Origin of the sequence: Amycolatopsis sp. cmx-11-12 (genome assembly GCF_046269425.1) — a bacterium.
In the GTDB taxonomy this organism is placed as follows: domain Bacteria; phylum Actinomycetota; class Actinomycetes; order Mycobacteriales; family Pseudonocardiaceae; genus Amycolatopsis.
Genome location: NZ_JADNQM010000062.1, coordinates 1 through 19,295 on the forward strand (window position 1 = coordinate 1; position 19,295 = coordinate 19,295).

General features: G+C 69.1%; 17 protein-coding genes. 8 read left to right on the plus strand and 9 right to left on the minus strand.

Translation table 11 applies throughout. From position 1 onward, the window contains the following. Positions 1-357: 357 nt before the first annotated feature. The 3 genes from lpdA to pip form a co-directional block, all read right to left on the minus strand. A complete protein-coding gene (lpdA, locus tag ACLARN_RS42215) occupies positions 358-1,743 on the minus strand; it encodes a dihydrolipoyl dehydrogenase (protein WP_409497105.1) in 1,386 nt (461 codons plus the stop codon). Positions 1,744-1,790: 47 nt separating this feature from the next. Continuing rightward, positions 1,791-2,561, minus strand: a complete 771-nt coding sequence (locus tag ACLARN_RS42220; protein ID WP_409497106.1) for a lysophospholipid acyltransferase family protein — start codon at positions 2,559-2,561, stop codon at positions 1,791-1,793. Between the two features lie 63 nt (positions 2,562-2,624). Further along, positions 2,625-4,037 (minus strand): prolyl aminopeptidase, encoded by a 1,413-nt coding sequence (gene pip / locus ACLARN_RS42225; RefSeq protein ID WP_409497107.1) that lies wholly within the window; start codon positions 4,035-4,037, stop codon positions 2,625-2,627. A gap of 38 nt (positions 4,038-4,075) precedes the next feature. Between pip and ACLARN_RS42230 the strand changes: the two genes are divergently transcribed. The 5 genes from ACLARN_RS42230 (at position 4,076) to ACLARN_RS42250 (ending at position 9,484) form a co-directional block, all read left to right on the plus strand. Then, positions 4,076-5,116: a LacI family DNA-binding transcriptional regulator gene (locus tag ACLARN_RS42230; protein ID WP_409497108.1), complete on the plus strand. Its 1,041-nt coding sequence runs from the start codon at positions 4,076-4,078 to the stop codon at positions 5,114-5,116. Between the two features lie 78 nt (positions 5,117-5,194). Further along, positions 5,195-6,346, plus strand: a complete 1,152-nt coding sequence (locus tag ACLARN_RS42235; RefSeq protein WP_409497109.1) for a dihydrodipicolinate synthase family protein — start codon at positions 5,195-5,197, stop codon at positions 6,344-6,346. After that, positions 6,346-7,152, plus strand: coding sequence for a sugar phosphate isomerase/epimerase family protein (locus ACLARN_RS42240; RefSeq protein ID WP_409497110.1), 807 nt, complete (start codon positions 6,346-6,348; stop codon positions 7,150-7,152). The genes ACLARN_RS42235 and ACLARN_RS42240 overlap by 1 nt, the downstream gene beginning before the upstream one ends. 69 nt (positions 7,153-7,221) lie before the next feature. Then, the gene (locus tag ACLARN_RS42245) at positions 7,222-8,706 is read left to right on the plus strand and encodes an apolipoprotein N-acyltransferase (protein WP_409497111.1); all 1,485 of its coding nucleotides are present in this window, start codon (positions 7,222-7,224) and stop codon (positions 8,704-8,706) included. 76 nt (positions 8,707-8,782) lie between these two features. Next, positions 8,783-9,484, plus strand: a complete 702-nt coding sequence (locus tag ACLARN_RS42250) for a response regulator transcription factor (protein ID WP_409497112.1) — start codon at positions 8,783-8,785, stop codon at positions 9,482-9,484. Positions 9,485-9,851: 367 nt separating this feature from the next. Here ACLARN_RS42250 and ACLARN_RS42255 read toward each other — a convergent pair whose 3' ends face one another. The 3 genes from ACLARN_RS42255 to ACLARN_RS42265 are packed head-to-tail and all read right to left on the minus strand — an operon-like array spanning position 9,852 to position 12,135. Then, on the minus strand, positions 9,852-10,967 hold the full coding sequence (locus ACLARN_RS42255) for an FtsX-like permease family protein (protein ID WP_409497113.1): 1,116 nt from the start codon (positions 10,965-10,967) through the stop codon (positions 9,852-9,854). Beyond that, a complete protein-coding gene (locus ACLARN_RS42260) occupies positions 10,964-11,623 on the minus strand; it encodes an ATP-binding cassette domain-containing protein (protein WP_409497114.1) in 660 nt (219 codons plus the stop codon). Before ACLARN_RS42260 ends, ACLARN_RS42255 begins: the two co-directional genes overlap by 4 nt. Beyond that, entirely contained in the window at positions 11,620-12,135 is a 516-nt protein-coding gene (locus tag ACLARN_RS42265; protein ID WP_409497115.1) for a lipoprotein ABC transporter ATP-binding protein, read from the minus strand. Before ACLARN_RS42265 ends, ACLARN_RS42260 begins: the two co-directional genes overlap by 4 nt. 111 nt (positions 12,136-12,246) lie before the next feature. On the opposite strand from ACLARN_RS42265, the gene ACLARN_RS42270 reads away from it, so the two are divergent. Beyond that, positions 12,247-13,584, plus strand: a complete 1,338-nt coding sequence (locus ACLARN_RS42270) for a sensor histidine kinase (RefSeq protein ID WP_409497116.1) — start codon at positions 12,247-12,249, stop codon at positions 13,582-13,584. Between the two features lie 201 nt (positions 13,585-13,785). After that, positions 13,786-14,418 carry a TetR/AcrR family transcriptional regulator gene (locus tag ACLARN_RS42275; protein WP_409497117.1) on the plus strand — a complete coding sequence of 211 codons (633 nt, stop codon included), beginning with the start codon at positions 13,786-13,788 and terminating at the stop codon, positions 14,416-14,418. A 119-nt stretch (positions 14,419-14,537) separates the two neighbouring features. On the opposite strand, the gene ACLARN_RS42280 is transcribed toward ACLARN_RS42275, so the two are convergent. Next, the gene (locus tag ACLARN_RS42280) at positions 14,538-15,263 is read right to left on the minus strand and encodes a TetR/AcrR family transcriptional regulator (protein ID WP_409497118.1); all 726 of its coding nucleotides are present in this window, start codon (positions 15,261-15,263) and stop codon (positions 14,538-14,540) included. A gap of 58 nt (positions 15,264-15,321) precedes the next feature. Here ACLARN_RS42280 and ACLARN_RS42285 point away from each other — a divergent pair, with 58 nt between their 5' ends. After that, the gene (locus ACLARN_RS42285) at positions 15,322-16,230 is read left to right on the plus strand and encodes an alpha/beta fold hydrolase (protein ID WP_409497119.1); all 909 of its coding nucleotides are present in this window, start codon (positions 15,322-15,324) and stop codon (positions 16,228-16,230) included. Positions 16,231-16,386: 156 nt separating this feature from the next. On the opposite strand, the gene ACLARN_RS42290 is transcribed toward ACLARN_RS42285, so the two are convergent. Both ACLARN_RS42290 and ACLARN_RS42295 read right to left on the minus strand, forming a co-directional pair. Then, a complete protein-coding gene (locus ACLARN_RS42290) occupies positions 16,387-17,619 on the minus strand; it encodes an acetyl-CoA acetyltransferase (protein ID WP_409497120.1) in 1,233 nt (410 codons plus the stop codon). Between the two features lie 133 nt (positions 17,620-17,752). After that, positions 17,753-19,240, minus strand: coding sequence for a carotenoid oxygenase family protein (locus ACLARN_RS42295; protein WP_409497121.1), 1,488 nt, complete (start codon positions 19,238-19,240; stop codon positions 17,753-17,755). Between the last annotated feature and the right edge of the window lie 55 nt (positions 19,241-19,295).

Here is a 19,295-nt window from a genome sequence, read left to right on the forward strand (position 1 = left end):
GGACCCTCGGAACCCGCCCACCGACACGACAGTCGGCCCACAACCCTGCCCACAGCACGATTTCCGACCAAAACCCAGCCGCAGCAGCAATCCCGACGAACTCACAGAAACCCATGCAAGATCGAGGTTAGTACCTACTGGATTCCAGGCGCGTTTGGTCACGGGTTCGGTCCGTGACCAAACCCGTGACTGCCCAGCGGACGTGTCGCGAAAGCCACTTTCGCGACGTCTGATGTCCCGAAAGTGGCTTTCGCGACACCGTGGATAGCGGCCGCGCCCAACACCTGAGCCACGCTCCGGCCGGGTGACTCGTGAGTGGTAGAGACGATTAGACCCGTCCCTACCATTCAAGAGGACCTACATGTTGATCATGTGTCCCGCCAGTCCGTGCACGGCCTCCTTGACCGCTTCACCCAAAGTCGGGTGAGCGTGCACGTTCCGCGAAATCTCGTGCACCGTAAGGTCCCACTGCTGCGCCAGAGTCAGTTCCGGCAGCAGTTCGGTCACCTCAGGCCCGATCAGGTGCGCGCCCAGCAGTTCGCCGTGCGTGGCATCGCTGAGGATCTTCACGAAACCGACGGCCTCGCCGAGGCCGTGCGCCTTTCCGTTGGCGGAGAAGGGGAACTTCGCGACCTGGACGTCGAAGCCCTTTTCGCGGGCCTGCTCCTCGGTCCAGCCGAAGCTGGCGATCTGCGGCTGGCAGTAGGTCGCGCGCGGGATCATCACGAAGTCGAGTTCCATGGTTTCGGCGCCCGCGATGGTTTCGGCGGCGACGACGCCCATGGATTCCGACGCGTGCGCGAGCATCAGTTTCGCGGTGACGTCGCCGATCGCGAAGATGTGCGGGACGTTGGTGCGGCCGCGCGAGTCGATGGCGATGGCGCCGCGGTCGGTCAGTTCCACGCCGGTCTTGTCGAGGCCGTATCCCTCGATCCTCGGCTGAAAACCGATGGCCTGCAACACCTTGTCCGCTTCCAGGACGCGCTGCTCACCGTTCTTCGACACGGTGACCAGTACCTGCTCGCCGGTGTCGTCGATCGTCTCGACCTTGGTGGAGGTCAGCACCTCGATGCCGAGCTTCCGGTAGCGGCGCGCGAGTTCGGCGGAGACCTCGGCGTCTTCGAGCGGGACCATCCGGTCGAGGTATTCGACGATGGTCACCTTCACGCCGTAGTTGTGCAGCACGTAGGCGAATTCGACGCCGATCGCGCCCGCGCCGGCGATGATGATGCTCTCCGGCAGTTCGTTTTCCATGATCTGCTGTTCGTAGGTGACCACGCGGTCGCTGCGCGTGGTGCCCGGCAGCAGGCGCGCGGTGGCGCCGGTGGCGATCACGCAATGGTCGAAGGTGACCCGCTCGCCGTTGACCTCGATGGTGTTGGCGTCGAGGAACGTGCCGTGCCCGTCGTACTCGGTGATCTTGTTCTTCTTCATCAGGAAGTGCACGCCCTTGACGCGACCGTCCGCGACCTTGCGGCTGCGGTCGAAGGCGGCCTGGTAGTCGAAGGTGACCTGTCCCTCGACCTTGATCCCGAAGGATTTCGCCTCTTTGGTCACGATGTGCGCGAGTTCGGCGTTGCGCAGCAGTGCCTTCGAGGGGATACAGCCGACGTTGAGGCAGACCCCGCCCCAGTATTTCTCCTCCACGACCGCCGCGCTCAGCCCCAGTTGCGACGCCCGGATGGCCGCCACGTAACCGCCGACCCCGGCGCCCAGAACAACGACGTCATAGTGTGCGCTCATACCTCGAAACCTACCCTCCACCGGCATGGTCCGAAGGGTGAGACTGCCTACTCAGGGCGGGAGCCGCGGATCTCGACCAGCAGGTCGGTCACCGCGGTCATGATCCGCTTGGTCGCCTCTTCCAGCACCTCACGCGACGGCGCGGGCGTCACGAGGTCCGAAAGATCGACCGGCGGGCCCGCGACCAGGTTCACCGTCTTGCGGGGGAAACCGCGCGGCAGCACGGCCTCGGACGGCAGCAGGTGGTGCGTGCCCCAGTTCGCCAGCGGGACCACCGGGACACCGGTTTCCAGCGCGATCCGCGCGATCCCGGTCTTGCCGCGCATGGGCCACCCGTCCGGGTGATCCGTGAAGGTCGCCTCCGGGAAGATGACGACACACTCGCCCTCACGCACGGCACTCACGGCGTCGCGGTACGCGCCCGACGCCGTGGGTGCCCCGCGATGGACCGGGATGTGCTTGCCCGAGCGCATCACCGAGCCGACGAGCGGCGCGCCCCACAGGCTCGACTTCGCCAGGTAGCGCGGCACACGGCCGTGCGCGAGGCAGTACGCCGTCACCGTCGTCGGATCGGCGAACGAGAGGTGGTTCGACGCCACCAGGAAGCCACCCGTGGCGGGCAGGTGCTCGCCGCCGCGTACCCGGAACCGGGTGAACAGCACCAGGAACGGCCACACGACGTTGATCGCGAGGCTGAACCAGAACCCCCGGCCGGCGCGGGCGAAGCGCCGACCGAAGGCGATCATCTGGCGAAACGTCAGCAAGTCACCCGAAACGGGGGTCAGTGCGGTCCAGCGTTCACGGGGTCTCAGCGCCATGGACGTAATTCGTAGCCGAACCCGCTCCGGTTCGGCTGAAACCACGCGCGAACGCGGCGCGGATCACACGCGTTCGAGGACCACCACGGGGATCTCACGGTCGGTCTTCTTCGCGTACTCGTTGTAGTCCGGCCAAACGGCGGCCAGCTTCTCCCACAGTTTCGCGCGCTCCTCACCCTCGATGGTGCGAGCCCGCGCGGTGAACTTGTCCGCCTTGACCTGGGCCTTGACCTCGGGGTTCGCCTGGAGGTTCTTGTACCAGCCCGGGTCCTCCGGCGCGCCGCCCTTCGACGCCACGATGACCGGGTTGTTGTCGTCGTCGAACTGGTAGATCAGCGCGAACTTGCGGTCCTCGCCGGTCTTGCGACCTTTGGTGGTGAGGATGAGGCAGGGCGCGCCCTTCTCCCAGTCGTGGCCCACCTCGCCGTCGGTCTCTTCGTAGCGACGGACGTGCTCGTCACCGAAAAGCATGTCTGCGTTCCTCTCCTCGTCCTGGGATGTACCGGCGCCCTGCCAGTCTGACGCGAACCGGTCGGTCGCGCTGATCAACTCGTGCAGGGTGCCGGGTTCGTCGAACGCGTGACCCGAGTCGCCGACCATCACCAGTTCCGCGCCGGGCAGCACCTGGCTGAGCTCCCACGCGGTGATGGCCGGGGTGACCACGTCGTAGCGTCCCTGGACCAGAACGCTGGGAATGCCCCGGAGCTTCCCGGCCTCGCGGAGCAGCTGATCCTCGGTCAGCCAGCCGCCGTGCCGGAAGTAGTGGTTCTCGATCCTCGCGATCGCGAGGGCGAACGAAGGATCGCTGAACGCGTCGATCACTTCCTCCTGCGGGCGCAGTTTGACCGTTTCCCCCTCCCAGCGGCTCCACGCGATCGCGGCGGGCCCGTGCACCGCGGGGTCCGGATGGTGCAGCAGTTCGTGATACACCTCGATCAGGTTCTCCTGGCGGCGCGAAAACGGCACCGGGGCCAGGAAACGCGACCACGCCTCGGGGAAGAGGAACGCCGCTCCCCCGCCGAAGAGCCATTGCAGTTCCTTCGCCCGCAACGTGGCCACGCCGCGGAGGACGAGTTCCGTGACCCGGCCGGGATGCGTTTCCGCGTAGGTCAGCCCGAGCACACTCCCCCATGAACCGCCGAAGACCATCCAGTGTTCGATATCGAGATGCTCGCGCAACCGTTCGATGTCGGCGACGAGGTGCCATGTCGTGTTGACCGAGAGATCCGCGTCCGGAGTGGCGCAGTTCGGCGTGCTGCGCCCGCAGCCACGCTGATCGAAAAGGACTATCCGATACCGCTCGGGATCGAACAGTCTGCGATGTCTCGCGTTCGCTCCGCTTCCGGGGCCGCCGTGGAGGAAGATCACGGGTTTGCCCGCGGGGTCGCCGCATTCCTCCCAATAGATCTCATTGCCGTCACCGACGGGCAACATCCCTTGGACGTAAGGTTCGATTTCCGGGTAAAGGCCGAGCATGTCCGCCACTATGCCCCAAACGCCAGCTTGGAGGATCGATGAAGGCCCGCCCCCACGTGACGCTGGAAGATGTGGCGCGCAGCGCGGACGTGTCGCTCGCGACCGCGTCCCGCGTCCTCAACGGCACCGCCACCGTCCGGGGGGATCTCCGCGAACGGGTGATCGCCGCGGCTGCCGACCTCTCCTACACCCCCAACGCACACGCACAGGCACTGGCCGGTGGCTCACAGCCGACCGTCGGGGTGATCTGCCACGACGTCGGCGACCCGTATTTCGCCGCCATCGCAGGCGGGATCATGCGCGTCGCCAGTGAGAACGACCTCCTGGTGATGCTCGCGAGCACGTTCCGCGACCCGGCGAAGGAGGTCGCCTACGTCTCCACGCTGCGCGCCCAGCGCGCGTCGGCGATCCTGTTGATCGGCTCCGCCTTCGAGGACAAGACGTGGGAGAAGGCGATGGCCGCCGAACTCGAGCCGTACCGGCGCGGCGGCGGGCACGTCGCCGCGGTCAGCAGGCACCGAGGGCTCAAAGTGGACACTGTGCAGCCCGACAATCGGGGTGGCGGCGCCGAACTGGCGAAGGCACTGCTGGACATGGGGCACCGGCGGTTCGCCGTACTCGCCGGGCCGAGGAGCCTGACCACTGTCGTCGATCGGCTCGACGGCTTCGCGGCGGAACTGCTGGAGCACGGCGTCGAACTCCACGAGGACGACGTCACCGAGGCGCCGTTCACCCGCGACGGCGGTTACGAGGCGATGGAGAAGGTCCTCGCCCGGCCGCGGAAGCAGTGGCCGACGTGCGTGTTCGCGGTGACCGACGTGATGGCGATCGGCGCGATGACGGCGCTGCGCGACGCCGGGGTCTCCGTGCCCGGCGAGATGTCGATCGCCGGTTTCGACGACATCCCGGTAGTGCGCGATCTCACGCCCTCGCTGAGCACGGTCGCGCTGCCGCTGGAGAAGCTGGGTGAACGGGCCATGGACCTGGCACTCAAGGCCTCCCCCGGCACCCGGCCGCGAGTCGTGCGGATGTCCGGCGAGGTCGTCCTGCGTCTCAGCACCGCCGCTCCCCCACGCTGAAACCCTTGTGTGCGGCCCGTGAGGTGACTTACCGTGGCACGAGAAAGCGCTTTCTCACCCCCGCGCCACGGAGACCCGATGACCTTGATCGCCCTGCCCACCGCCGACGGCGGACTGGCGGAGTGGACGCCGAGAGGGCCGGAAACGCCCGCGAAACCGGCATCACCTCCGACCTCCCGGATCGCCTACGCGGCCGCACACGTGGTGGCCGACCCGCTCGCCGCCGCCGATCCCGAAGAAGGCGCGGTGCTGGACTGGGACACGACGCTCGCCTTCCGCGAGCACCTGTGGTCCTGCGGTCTCGGCGTGGCCGAGGCGATGGACACCGCGCAGCGCGGGATGGGCCTGGACTGGGCCACGACCCAGGACCTCATCCGGCGCACCGGCGCGCTCGCCGCCGGACGGCCGTGGGTCGCCGGGGTCGGCACCGACCAGCTCCCCGGCGGCGACGCGACCGCGGAGTCCATTGTGGACGCCTGGCGGGAGCAGCTGGATCTGGTCGGCGAGGCCGGGGCGATCCCGGTCGTGATGGCCAGCCGGGCGCTGGCCGCATCGGCGTCCGGCCCCGAGGATTACCATGCCGCGTACGGGAAACTGCTCTCCGGCGCGGACCGTCCGGTCCTGCTGCACTGGCTGGGCGAGCAGTTCGACCCGGCATTGGCGGGCTACTGGGGTCACGGCGACGTCCGTGAGGCCGCCAAGGAACTGGGCAGGCTCTGCACCGACCACGCCGGCGCGATCGCGGGTGTCAAGGTTTCGGTGCTCGACGCGTCGATCGAGACCGAGTTCCGCCGCGCGCTGCCCGAAGGCGTCGTGTGCTACACCGGCGACGACTTCAACTACCCGGAACTGATCGCCGGGGACGATCAGGGCCACAGCGAAGCACTTCTGGGCATCTTCGACGCCGTCGCGCAGGTCGCCGGCGCCGCGCTCGCCCGGCTCGACGAAGGCGACACGGCCGGATTCCACGACCTGCTGGACCCGACGGTGGCGCTCAGCCGGGCAATCTTCCGTGCCCCCACGAGGAATTACAAGACGGGCGTCGTCTTCCTCGCCTATCTCAACGGGCACCAGGATCATTTCCGGATGGTCGCGGGCCGCGAGTCGGCCCGGTCCATCACGCATCTGGCCGAACTGCTGCGCTTGGCGGACGCCGCCGGTGCGCTCACCGACCCGGATCTCGCCGTCGCGCGGATGCGGCCGCTGCTGGCCGCGGCGGGGGTGGCCTGATGGACCGGTTGAGCCTCAACCAGATCACCACCAAGGCGTGGTCGCTGCCGGAGGCCGTCGCGGGCTGCGCCGAGGCGGGCGTCCGCTGGATCGGCCTGTGGCGGGACAAGGTCGCCGAGACCGGCGTCGAGGAGACGGCCCGGCTGCTCAAGGAGTACGACGTCGGCGTGTCGTCGTTGTGCCGTGGTGGTTTCTTCACCGGGATCACCCCGGAAGGGTCCCCTGTGGACGGTGTCGCGCAGACCCGGGAGGCGATCGACGAAGCGGCCGCGCTGGGCGCGGACGTCCTCGTCCTGGTCGTCGGCGGAGTGAACGGCAGCCTCGCGTCGTCGAGGCAGCGGGTCGCCGACGCGGTCGGTGAGCTGGCGCCTTACGCCGGTGAGCGCGGCGTCCGGCTTGGCCTGGAACCCCTGCATCCCATGCAGTGCGCCGAACGTTCGGTTCTGTCCACTGTGGATCAGGCGCTGGCGATCGCGCTGGAGCATCCGGCCGACCAGGTCGGTGTGATCGTCGACGAGTTCCACGTGTGGTGGGATCCGCGGATCGAGGAGTCGATCGCCGCGGCGGCCGGGCGGATCGCCGGATTCCACGTCTGCGACCAGAAGGTCCCCCTGACCGACACCCTGCTCGGCCGCGCGCTGCCCGGCGACGGCCCGATCGACCACCGGCACCTCAAGGCGTGCGTCGAGGCCGCCGGGTACACCGGGCCGATCGAGGTCGAGGTGTTCGACGCCGACCTCTGGCGGCGTCCCGGCGGCGAAGTGCTCGCGGAGACCGTCAAGGCGTATCGCGACCACGTTTCCTGACGAAAGTAAGGGGCATCCCTGCCCAAGGTCGGCTGCCTGAGGCGGCCGTTGTTTCCTAGCGTTCGCGGTATGAATCAACGGCTGCTCTGGTGGCTGGGCACAGCGCTGCTCCTGCTCGCCGTCCACACCGACTGGAACGTTCCCCTCGCCGCCTGGGTGTTCCCGGTCTTCCTGCTCCGCTACGCCCGGCGGGCGCCCGTCCGGCGCGCGGCCCTGATGGTCGGGCTCTCCCTACTGATCGGGCAACTCTTCTGGCTGAGTGTCACCGGACTGCTGTTCGTGCTGTCCGGACTGCTCGCCTTCACCCTGCTCGCGGTGCTGCAGACGACGGCCTTCATGGCCGACCGCCTGCTCGCCGAACGCGCCGGACCGCTGAGGACCCTGGTGTTCCCGGCGACACTGGTGGCAGGCGAGTATCTCTTCACCCTCATCACCGGATTCGGGGACTTCGGCGCGCTCGGCAGCACCCAGTCCGGGAATCTGCCACTGCTCCAAGCCGCTTCGGTGACCGGCGTCTACGGCCTCACCTTCGTCCTCGCGTGGTTCGCCTCGGTGGTGAACACCGGCTGGGCGGAAGGGTGGCCGCGCGTCAAGCGCACGGTCGTCGTCCACGTTTGCCTGCTGGGCCTGGTGTTCGCCGCCGGTGGCGCGCGGTTGCTGTTCGACGCGCCCACGACGCAGACGGTGCGGATCGCGGGGATCAGCCCCTCATCCGACACGGATCGGGCAAGTTCCGACGCACTGGAGCGGATCGGCGTGAAGTATTGGCGTGCCGAAGAAGTCAGCGCGGCCGACCCGGTCGCGGTCGGTGCCGCCTTCGCGCCGATCACCGAAGATCTCGTGACCAGGACACGACAGCAGGCGTCGGCGGGGGCGAAGATCGTGCTCTGGCCGGAAACCCATGCCAGCGTGCTGGAACGCGACCAGGCGGCGTTGCTGGAGCGAGTCGGCACTGAAGCGAAGCAGGCGGGTATCCACGTGGAACTCGCGTACGCGCTCTACACCAAGCAGGCTCCCTACATCCGGAATGTGGCCGTGCTCGTCGGGCCGACCGGCGAGGTGTCGTGGACCTACGACAAGACCCATCCGATGCCGATGGAGCCGATGACTCCTGGCCCCGGTGTCGTGCCCACCGCGGATTCGCCGTACGGGCGGCTCGCGACGGTCATCTGCTACGACGCGGATTACCCCGGCCTGATGCGCCAGGCCGCGGACAAGGGGACCACGCTGATGCTCGTCCCCGCCAACGACTGGCCGGGATTCGGCTCGCTGCACGCGGAAAAAGCGGTGTTCCGCGCGGTGGAAAACGGTTACCCGGTCTTCCGGCACTCCACTCACGGAAATTCCACAGCCGTGGACGGACAGGGCCGGGTACTCGGGAACGCCGACTATTTCCGGACCGATCAGCAGACGCTCGTCGCGGATCTGCCGGTACAGCCGCGAACACAGACCGTGTACGGCTCGATCGGTGACGTGTTCGCCTGGCTGTGCCTCGCACTCGCCGCACTCTGTCCTTTATGGACATACAGCCGGGGACGCACCGGGAAACGTTAGCGCCCTGTTACAGAAAGGGTGGCGTTCGTAACGTCTTGGCCGAAAAGAACAGTGTTCAACGGTTAAGCTCCCCCGCATGCCGAAACTGCTGGTGGTGGAAGACGACGACGCGATCGGCGGCGTCCTCGAATCGACCCTCCGCCTCCACGGTTACGAGGTCTCCTGGCAGCGCGACGGCCGCACCGCGCTCGCCGCCGCGGCGGACGGCGACATCGATTTCGTCCTGCTCGATCTCGGCCTGCCGGATCTGGACGGGGTCGAGGTCTGCCGTCGGCTGCGCGCGGAACTCCCCGGCGCCGTCCTGGTCATCCTGACCGCCAGGCAGGAGGAAATGGACGTCGTCGTGGGCCTGGAGGCCGGGGCCGACGACTACCTCACCAAACCCATCCGACTCGGCGAACTGCTCGCCAGGGTGCGGGCGCATCTGCGGCGCGGGACGGCCCCGCCCGAAAGCAGGCCCGCGCTCGCCATCGGTCATCTGCGGGTGGACACCGCCGGGCGCCGGGTCAGCGTCGGCGGCCGGGAGATCTCGTTGCGGGCCAAGGAGTTCGACCTGCTCGCCCGGCTCGCCGAGCAGCCGGGCGTGGCGGTCAGCCGGGACACCCTGATGTCGGAGGTGTGGGACGCGCACTGGTACGGCTCCACCAAGACCCTGGACGTCCACATCGCCGCGCTGCGGCGGAAACTGACCGAATCGTCGCCAACCCCCGAGCAGGCGCCCCGGATTTCGACGCTGCGCGGCCACGGTTACCGCCTCGAACAACCCTTCGAAAGCTAGTGTCCTGCACCGTAAATTCGGGCGTTACGTGGTGAATCGTCCATGCCGCGGCGCGGCGGGCCATCGGACTCGCGGATCGCGGCGTTCTGGAGTGTTTCCGTGTGTGAAGGGGACTTTCCCCGCATGACATGCGGGGAAAGTCCCCTTCACACACCCGGAAAGCCAGGAACGGCACCCCGTACACCTCAGGCGCCCCCATCGTCACACCAGCCACGCCCACACCACCCATACCAGACGAACCGCCCTCGTGACGACACCCAGACCCACCCCAAGGGAAGCCCAGGATTCAGCGCACGAACCAAAGACTCAGGACACTAGTCACGCGTGACTGGGCGGGCATCACGCGTGATCGAGCGGGCATCACACCTCAGTAGTCGCGGAGGTCGGATACCTCGTCGCGGGCGGCGAGTCGCGCGATCCACGCCGACGCCGCCACGCATGACACGATCACCACCGTCCCCAGCATCCCGAAGTACCCGTGAGGAAAAGACCTCCATTCCGCCCGGGTGAAGAGGGCGAACAGCACGCCCAGCAGGTGTCCGGCGATCAGGCCGCCGCCGCCGACGATCAGCGCGTCGCCCGCGATGAACGTCGCCACCTGGCGGCGTTTCCCGCCGAGGGTGCTGACGATCAGCAGGTCACGGCGGCGTTCGTTGAGCGCCAGCCCGAACGACGGTCCGGCCGCGGCCGCGGCGAGCACGAGCGACGCCACCTTGTCCACAGTGGCCGCGGTGCAGCCGTCCTTGGTGAGAGCGGACGAGATCGCGAAGGCCACCGCGAGCGCGACCAGGGACACCGACCGCGCCAGCAGCGCGCTCCGCCACGAAATGGACAGCGCGAGGACACCCGCGAGCCCAGAGACCAGCGGCCTGAGCACCCCGCCGATCACCCGTTTTCCCTTACGCAGTCCCAGCTCCACCAGCCGCCACAACAGCATCGTGCCGCCGGCCCAGCCGAGCAACGGCCAGAAGAAGGCGAGCGCGAGCAGGATGAAGTCGAGACCGTAGGGCGACCACCAGGGCGGCCCGTCGTCCGCCGAGACGAAATACCACTCGCGCAGCACCGGGGGCAGGACGGCGATGGCCGCGACGACCGGCCCGGCGAGCAGCAAGAGAACGATTTCCCAGGCGAGCGATACGCCGGTTCCGGTCAGGAAGCCACCCGCCAGCGACAGCACGACCCCGGCCACGCCGCCGGTCAGCCCTGCGACCACGGCTTCGGCGGAGGCCAGTCCGAATACCTGCCCGCCGGTCGCGCCGCGGGCGCGCAGCAGGTCCTGGTCCGCCCGCAGCGAACGCTCCGAAGGGGCGGCCAGCAGCACCACGAGCACCGTCGCGGGTACCCACGGCGGCACCGAGGTGTCGGCCCAGCCGTGTACCGCGAGCAGCGTGATCACGATCGCGACCCCGGCCGCGGGTACGCCGAGCCTGGCGGGGCGCACTCGCGCGATCCCGCCGACCCACAACGCCATCGCCGCGATCACAGGTCCCGCACCAGCTTCCCGTCGACCATCGCCCAGCGCTCGCTGAACAGCCCGGCCGGAGCCTGCTCGGCCGTGGCCACCAGCAGGCCGGCGGCCAGCCGGTCCGCCGCCTCCACGAGCCTGCCCAGCAGCCGTTCCCCGGCCCGCCGGTCCAGCCAGCCCGCCGGGTCGTCGGCGAGGATCAGTTTCGGCGCGGGCGCGAGTGCCCTGGCCAGGATGGCCAGCCGGATCTGCTCACCGGTCAGGTCACGAGGCGCCTTCTTGGCGAAACCGGCGAGGCCCACCAGTTCCAGCGCGCCGTCGACGGCGTCGCGGACCGCGGTGCCGGTCCGGCCGGCGAGGACCAGCGGCAACGCGACGTTGAGCCGGACGTCGAGGTCCCGCAGCAGGCCGCCGTCTTGCAGGACCAACCCGATCGAGTCGGGCCCCGGCGGCGACGGCTCGAACGCGGGCCAGTCGACGGTGCCCGCCGTCGGTTTCTTCATCCCGGCGAGCAGGTGCAGCAGCGTGGTCTTCCCCGCCCCGGCCCTGCCGGTCACCACCGCGCGGGTCTCCGCGCCGATCGCGCAGGTCACGCCGTGCACGGCCACCACCGCGGTCAGTCCGGTGCCATAGGTGTGCGCCAGTTCGTCGGTGCGGACCAGCGGTGCCGTCACGCCACTCTCACGATCCGGTGCGCGGCCGCCGCGATGTCGGGGTCGCGGGTCGCCACGACGACGGCCGTCCCCCGGCGCGCGACGGCGCACAGCAGGTCCATGAGTTCGAGGGCGGCGAGCCCGTCGAGTTCGCCTGCCGGTTCGTCGGCGAGGACGACCTCGGGCGCCCCGGCCAGTGCGACGGCGACCCCGGCCCGCGAGCCTTCCAGTGCGGACAAGGTGTCCGGATAGGCGTCGCCACGGCCACCCAGCCCGGCCAGTTCGAGCAGGTCAGCGGCGTTTTCGGGGGCGCGGCGGGTGGAGAGCCGTCCCGCCAGCAGCACATTCTGCTCGACGGTGAGATGGCCGAAGAGGTTTCCGCGCCTGAGCAGCACTCCGACGCCGACGGCGACCACCGGGGCGTCGCCACTTCCGGCGGGCACCACGGCCACACACTCGCCCGGGACGGCGTACCGGACGAGGGGGACGGATCCGGGCCCCGGGCCTGCCAGGACGGCGGCACGTCGGCGCATGGCCCCAAGGTAAGGCGAACGGGGTCAACATCGCCTTGATCTCAGGTCAACGGACGGCAAAATATCGCGTCGGGCGGGTGATCCTGGCCCTTGTCGGCCACACTCTTGTCCGTGCGCCGCCGGATCGTCACCCTCACCGTGCTGGCCGCGGTGCTGGCGATCACCCTCTTCGGGGTACCGCTGGCCGTCGCGGTCGCCAGGTTCCACGAGAGCATGTCCACGCACGATCTCGAGCGCGCCGCGGACACCGTCGCCCTCGCGGTGACCGGCGACCTCGCCAACGGCCGGATCCCGGAACTGAAACCCGCCGGGCCCCACGAGGGAGAGGGCCGGATGCGGGACATCACGATCGCGGTCTACTCCCCGACCGGCAGGCTCCTCGTCGGCGAAGGCCCGGCACACGCCGACGACTTCGTCCGCAGCGCGCGCGACTCCGACAGGGCCAACGGAACCTTCGGAGACGAGGTGGTTCTCGCCGAACCCGTACTCAGCGGCGCGTCGGTGGTCGGGGTGATCCGCGCCGCCCATCCCCGCGCCGAACTGGACGCCAGGATCCGGCTGACCTGGCTGAAGATGGGCGGGCTCGCCGCCATCGCGATCGGGGCCAGCTGGCTGATCGGGCGCCGGATCGCCACCCGGCTGGCGCGGCCGCTGGAGGATCTGGCCGTCACCGCCGAACGCCTCGGCGAGGGCGACTTCACCGTGCGCGCCCGCCGCACCGGGGTCCGCGAGATCGATCAGGTCGCCGAAGCACTCGACGTCACCTCCGAGCGGATCGGCGAGACGCTGGAACGGGAGCGCACTTTCTCCTCCGACGCCTCTCACCAGCTGCGGACGCCGTTGACCGGGCTGCGCCTGCAACTGGAGGCGGCGCTGGAGAGTCCCGATCGCGACCCCTACGAGACGATCCGCGACAGCATCGCGTCGGCCGACCGGCTGGAGCGCACCATCGACGACCTGCTGGCGCTGGCCAAACAGACCAGGGCCCCGCGTGCCCTGCTCGACCTGGGCAAACTCTTCGAAGAGGTCCGCCAGACCTGGCACGGACTGCTCGCCGGACGCGGCAGGGCACTGCGGATCAGCGGACGCGAGGCTCTGCCGGCGCGGGCGGCGGACGCGGCCGTGCGGCAGGTGCTCGCCGTGCTGCTGGACAACGCGGCGACGCACGGACGCGGCACGGTCACCGTCCTCGCGCGCGACGCCGGGGACGCGCTGGCCATCGACGTGAGCGACGAGGGTGCCATCCCGGACGGGCACGATCCGTTCGTGCCCGGGGACGAGACAGAGGAGCGGGAAGGCCACGGGATCGGGCTGCGGCTGGCGCGGAGCCTGTCCGAGGCGGAAGGCGGGCGCCTGCGGCTGACCAGCCCGTCGCCGACGACGTTCACGCTGCTCTTGCCCGCCGAGCGCCCCGCACCTCGTGAAGAAGGCCCGGGCCTGGCGAGCTAGGGGGGGTTACTCGCCAGGCCGGGCCGGTAGGAGGCAAACGCGCCCCGACAGCGCGCACGGCATGCCACCTGAAAGAAGACGGTAAAGACCAGCGGGCCAACAGACGGTACACGCCGGATTAACTGACACTTTGCTTTTATATGTCACAGGACTTCGGCGATAGTCGAGCCGGGCTGAATCGATCGTGGGAAGATTGGGCGTATGACCACCGAGCCGGCGCCGAGATGGCGGAGACTGGAACCGGACGAGCGTAAGGAACAGATCTTCGCTTGCGCGGCCCGCCTTTTCGGGGCCCGTCCGTACTCGGAAGTGTCCACATCGGACATCGCGGCGGAGGCCGGGGTGGCCAGGGGTCTCATCAACCATTACTTCGGCACCAAACGCGAGCTCTACCTGGAGATCATCCGGCGGGCGCTGACCGTGCCGCGGCTCGCGGTCGAGATCCTGCCGGACGGCCCGCTCGACCTGCGCGCCGACGTCGCCATCGACTGGTTCCTGGACATGGTCACCAGCCAGGAGAAGATGTGGCTGGCCGCGATCGCGCCGGAGGGCATCGGCCGGGACCTCGAAGTCGAACGGATCCTCGAAGAGGCCGATCGCGAATCGGCGGACCGGGTGCTCGAAGCGGTCGGTCTCTCCCGCGAGAGCGAGCACGGGCAGGAACTCAACGCGCTGGTCCGCGCGTTCGGCGGAATGGTCAAGGCGGCGGGCCGCGAATGGCTGGTGCGCGGTTCGCTCAATCGCGAGCAGGTGCACACGCTGCTCAGCAAGTCGCTGGTCACGCTGGTCGGCGAGGTGTTCCCCGAGATCCAGCGCGCCGCACCGCGGAGCTGACGGAGCTGACAGGGAGAAGCCCCCGGCACCTCGAGGGGGAGGTGGGTGCCAGGGGCTTCATGACCGGCGTCGAGCACCGGTATTCCTCCACACTACGCCGATTCACTGTCACGGCTCTGTCAAACTTCGAGAGCCCGCAACTGGGTGAGCCGATGCTCCAGCCCGTCGAGGCAACGCTCGACCGCGTAGGCGTAGAGCCGTTCGTAGTAACCGGCCGCGAGATCGGGGTCGGCGACCAGCGCCGCGATCGACTCCCCCAGCGCCGCCATCCCCGGCAGGTCCTCGCGGGTGCGGTACACCGCGTAGCCCTCGGACCGGTCGAGTTGCAGCGCCATCGCGCACTCGCGGTCGTCCTCCATCGCGACGAACTGGCAGGCGGTGGCGAGCAGCAGGTTGTAGGCGAACGGCGCCTCGGTACCGAATCCGGCCGCGAGCAGGCGGCCGATGCCGGTGTTCATGGTCGGCACGGCGGCGGCGACCGACGGACCGAACAGGGCAAGCCGCCGCGCCGAACCGGGATAGCGGCGCAACACGGACCGCACGGTGGGCAGGAACTCCTCGAACCAGGCCCGCCACGGCAGGGTCTCGTCGGGCAGGATCAGTTCGCCGACCACCCGGTCCAGCACCGCGACGACGACGGTGTCCCGGTCGCCCACGTGGTGGTAGACCACCGCGGGATAGGCGTCGACAGCGGCCGCGAGCTGCCGCAGAGTCCAGTTCTCCAGGCCGGATTCGGCCGAAAGCTCCAGCGCGGCGTCGACGATCCGCTCCTTGGTGACCGCCGGTCGCCCGGAAGCCACGCGCGACCGTGGCCGGGAACCCGCGTCTTCGGAGTAAGTCGGCATGCGGCTTACCGTATCCGGCAGGTGGCACGACAGGGGACATCCGGGGAGGATCGGCGCCATGCCCCGCGCGCGTGTGAACGGCCTCGAACTCGAGTACGACACCTTCGGCTCCCCCACGAACCCACCGCTCGTCCTGGTGATGGGGCTCGGTGCCCAGATGGTCACCTGGGAGGCCGGCTTCTGCGAACTGCTCGCCGAGGGTGGGTTCCATGTCGTCCGGTTCGACAACCGCGACATCGGCCTTTCGTCGTATCTGGACCACCTTCCCGCGCCGGATCTGGGCGCTCTCGCGACCGGTGACCTGGAGACGGCGCCGTACCTGCTGTCCGATCTCGCGTCCGACGTCACCGGGCTGTTCGACGCGCTCGGCTTCGAACGCGCGCACGTCGTCGGCGCGTCCATGGGCGGGATGATCGTGCAGCAGCTCGCGATCGATTCGCCGGAGCGGCTGCTCAGCCTCACGTCGATCATGTCGACCACCGGGGATCCCTCGGTCGGGCATCCGGAGCCGGCGGCCCTCGCCGGGCTGACGCGTCCGCCCGCCGCCACCCGCGAGCAGGCGATCGAAGACGGCGTCGCGTGGTTCAAGCTCGTGGGCTCGCCAGGTCACCCCTCGGACGACGAGTTCCTCCGGATGAAGGCGACCCGCAACTACGACCGGGCGAACCACCCGGCGGGCGCCTTGCGGCAGGCGGCCGCCGTCGTCGCATCGGGTGACCGCACGATGAAGCTGCGCGAGGTCCACGTCCCGACGCTCGTCATCCACGGCGAGAGCGACCCGCTGATCAACGTCAGCGGCGGGAAGGCGACCGCGGAGGCGATCCCGGACGCCGAACTGCTGCTGTTCCCCGGGATGGGGCACGAACTGCCGCGGCAGCTGTGGCCCGCGATCGCCGAAGCGATCGCCGAGCACGCGCGCAGGGTTGAAGGCGTCAGGATTTCGTCAAGCGCCCCGTCGGAGGCGTAGGAATCCCGAGAGCTTCGGTTTCCCGTTCGGTTGTGTCGCCGTCGTCGCCGCGGCGTCGGTGGCCGGTCTCCTCGGCTCGGCCCGACATCATGGCATTTCGTTGGTGGCCTTGGGGTTCGTCGTGCTCGTCGGAGCGGCGCAACGCGGCCGCTGGCTTCAGCGCGCGACGACCATCGCGACGACGGTCGTGAAGGATCCGCCGACGTTCAAGGTCAGCACGTTCCGCACGCCGTCGATCTGAAGGGGCCCGGCGGTTCCCGCCACCTGACGCGCGGCGTCGTGCACCATCCGCACGCCGGTCGCGCCGACCGGGTGCCCCAGCCCGAGCAGCCCGCCGCCGGGATTCACCGGCAGGACGCCGTCCCGCGCGATGGCGCCCGACTCGACGAGCCGTCCCGCCGTTCCCGGCGGGGCCGCGCCGAGATGTTCCAGCGCCACCAGCGCGGTGATGGTGAAGCAGTCGTGCAGTTCGACGACGTCCATCTCCTCGGAGCCGGAAACTCCCGCGCGCCGGTACGCGTCCAGCACCGCGCCGCGCAGGTGCGGGAACAGGTACTCGTCCCCTTCGGCGCGATCCAGCTTGCCCCGTAACGACAAATGCGCCGTCCGATGTCCGAAACCGGCCAGCCGCGGGACTTCTTCGAGGTCCCGGCCCGCGCGTTTCGCCCATTCGGTGGCGAAATCCGGGGAAGCGAGCACGATCGCGGCCGCGCCGTCGGAGATGCGGCCGCAGTCGTTCTTGCGCAGCACGCCTTCCACGACCGGGTTGAGCCGATCGTCCTGGCCGAACGAGCCGTCGGGGAAACTCCAGTCGCGCGCCTGCGCCATCGGGTTGAGCGCGGCGTTCGCGAAAGCGTTGCGGGCGAACAGGCCCAGATGCGCGGGATCGAGTCCGTAGCGCCAGTCGTAGACGTCGGCGACGTCGGCGACGTCGGCGAACAAGGCGGGCCAAGGGAATTCCGCCGATCGGGCTTCGGCGCCGACCCAGGCAGCGGAGCCGAGGTGCCCGGCCGCGGATCGCGCGTCGACGTTGCGCATGATCTCCAGCCCGGTCACCAGCGCGACGTCGTACCGGCCGGACTCGATGTCCGCGCTCGCGGCGAGCACCGCCGTCCCGCCGGAGGCACACGCTGCCTCGTGGCGGACGCTCGGCAGACCGTCCAGATCCGGGACGGCCGCCACCAGCAGCCCGCCGAGCTGGGCCTGGCCGGTGAACAACTCGGCGGCCAGATTCGCGACGTGGGCGACTTCGATCTCACCGGCTTCGACCTGCGCGTCCACCAGGGCGTCCGGCACCACTTCGGCGAACATCTCGAACAGGCCGCCGCCCTCTTTCGCGAAGTTCCGCGCGAAATCGGTCTGTGCCCCGCCCAGTACGAAGACCGTCATCGGGCCGATTCCCCTTCTCCGGTGCCGTGCCCGAGTCGCCCCACCCCCTGGAAGGGGCGACTCGGACGGCGGCTTTCCGGCCCCTCACCGTCTGCCCGCACCCCTCCGGCGGGCCGACAACAAGGGGGATCTCTTACTTACAGGAAGGTTCCAGCTGGTCCGCCCGGACCCAGGTCGCGTGAAAACCGAGCGGCACACGCTGGGGCAACAGGACCCTGGCCACGGGTCCGGCAGTGAGATCGGCGGCGTCGAAGATGTCCAGCTCCGAGCGCCCCTCACGCTCGTCCTGGACAAAAGTCACCAGATAGCCGTCATCGGAATTGGCGGCCGCGCCGTCGCGGGGTGCGAACGGCGCCTCACTGCCCCACCGGCCCGGACCGAAGCGATATTCGGTCTTGGCGCCGGCACGATTGTCGTAACACACCAGGCCGTCGAACTTGAGCGTCGAGTCCGGCGAGATGTGCACCGCGTAGGAGAAGCGATTCCGGCCGCCGACCACCCTCGAGTCGACGGACGGAAATTCGGTGTTGTCGTCGTCGAGCTGGGACTCCAGGCACTGTCCGGTCCGCAGGTTGAACCGGTAGCGGTGCAGCGAGGCGTCCAGCCGCAGGTACGACAGCATTTTGGCGAGCGGGGTGTGCGCGTCAGTTGCCGGGGCGGCCAATTGATCATGCGGACGCTGGACGCGGCAGACGTCGAGGACGATTTCCTCGCCCTGCTCCCAGGAGTTGACGACGTGGTAGATGTAGCACGGGCTGGCTTCGAACCAGCGGATCTGGCTACCGTTGCCGTAGCGAGGCAGCACCCCGAACCGGCTCGGCAACGACCGATCGAACAGCAGCTTGTGGCGCCCGTTGCGGGCCGCTTCGAAGTCTTGGATCAGCGGCAGGTCCATGAGGACGGCGTAGTTCTCGGTGATCGCCATGTCGTGTGGCAAGCGCGGGCCGGGGAGGTCGATCTCGGTCGTGTTCACGACCTTGCCGTCCGCGCTGATCACGCCGTAACGCAGGTACGGCGGCCGCGGCCCGTAGTCGAACCAGAACATCTCGCCGGTGCGCTCGTCGACCTTCGGATGGGCCATCATGTCGCCGACCAGCGTGCCGAGGAAGTCTTCGGCGCCCAGCGTCTCCAGCGAAAGCGGGTCCACCGCGTACGGCGAGCCGCACAGGTACCAGGTGGAGAGCACCTGGCCGCGGTGGAAGATCAAGTCGGTGTTGGCACTGTCCTTGACGTTCAGGCCGTGCGTGTTGCCGAACGGGTTGTCCTTCGGCGACTCCATGACGCCCTTCCACAGCGCCTTGCCCGCCTCGGATTCGGCCTCGAAGGCCTTGGTACGGACCCAGCGGTTGCGGTAGCGGGCCTTGCCGTTCTCCAGGTGGACGGCGTGGATCATGCCGTCGCCGTCGAACCAGTGGTAGCGGCCCTCCGGCGCGAACCGAGGGTTGGGCCCGTTGCGCAGGTACACGCCGTTGAGGTCGGTGGGGATCTTGCCGATGACCTCGAGATCGCTCGCGTCGATCTCCTCGCCGACCGGGGCGTAGACGCCCATCAGGTACGGGTTGACCTCGGGTTCCCCGGTGGTCGCCGCCACCAGGATCGGTTGCTCGGAGGTGCTGGTCATCGGTTCTCCCCGGTTGGTTCGCGTTGACCGATTGGGTGAGACACTATGATTTCTG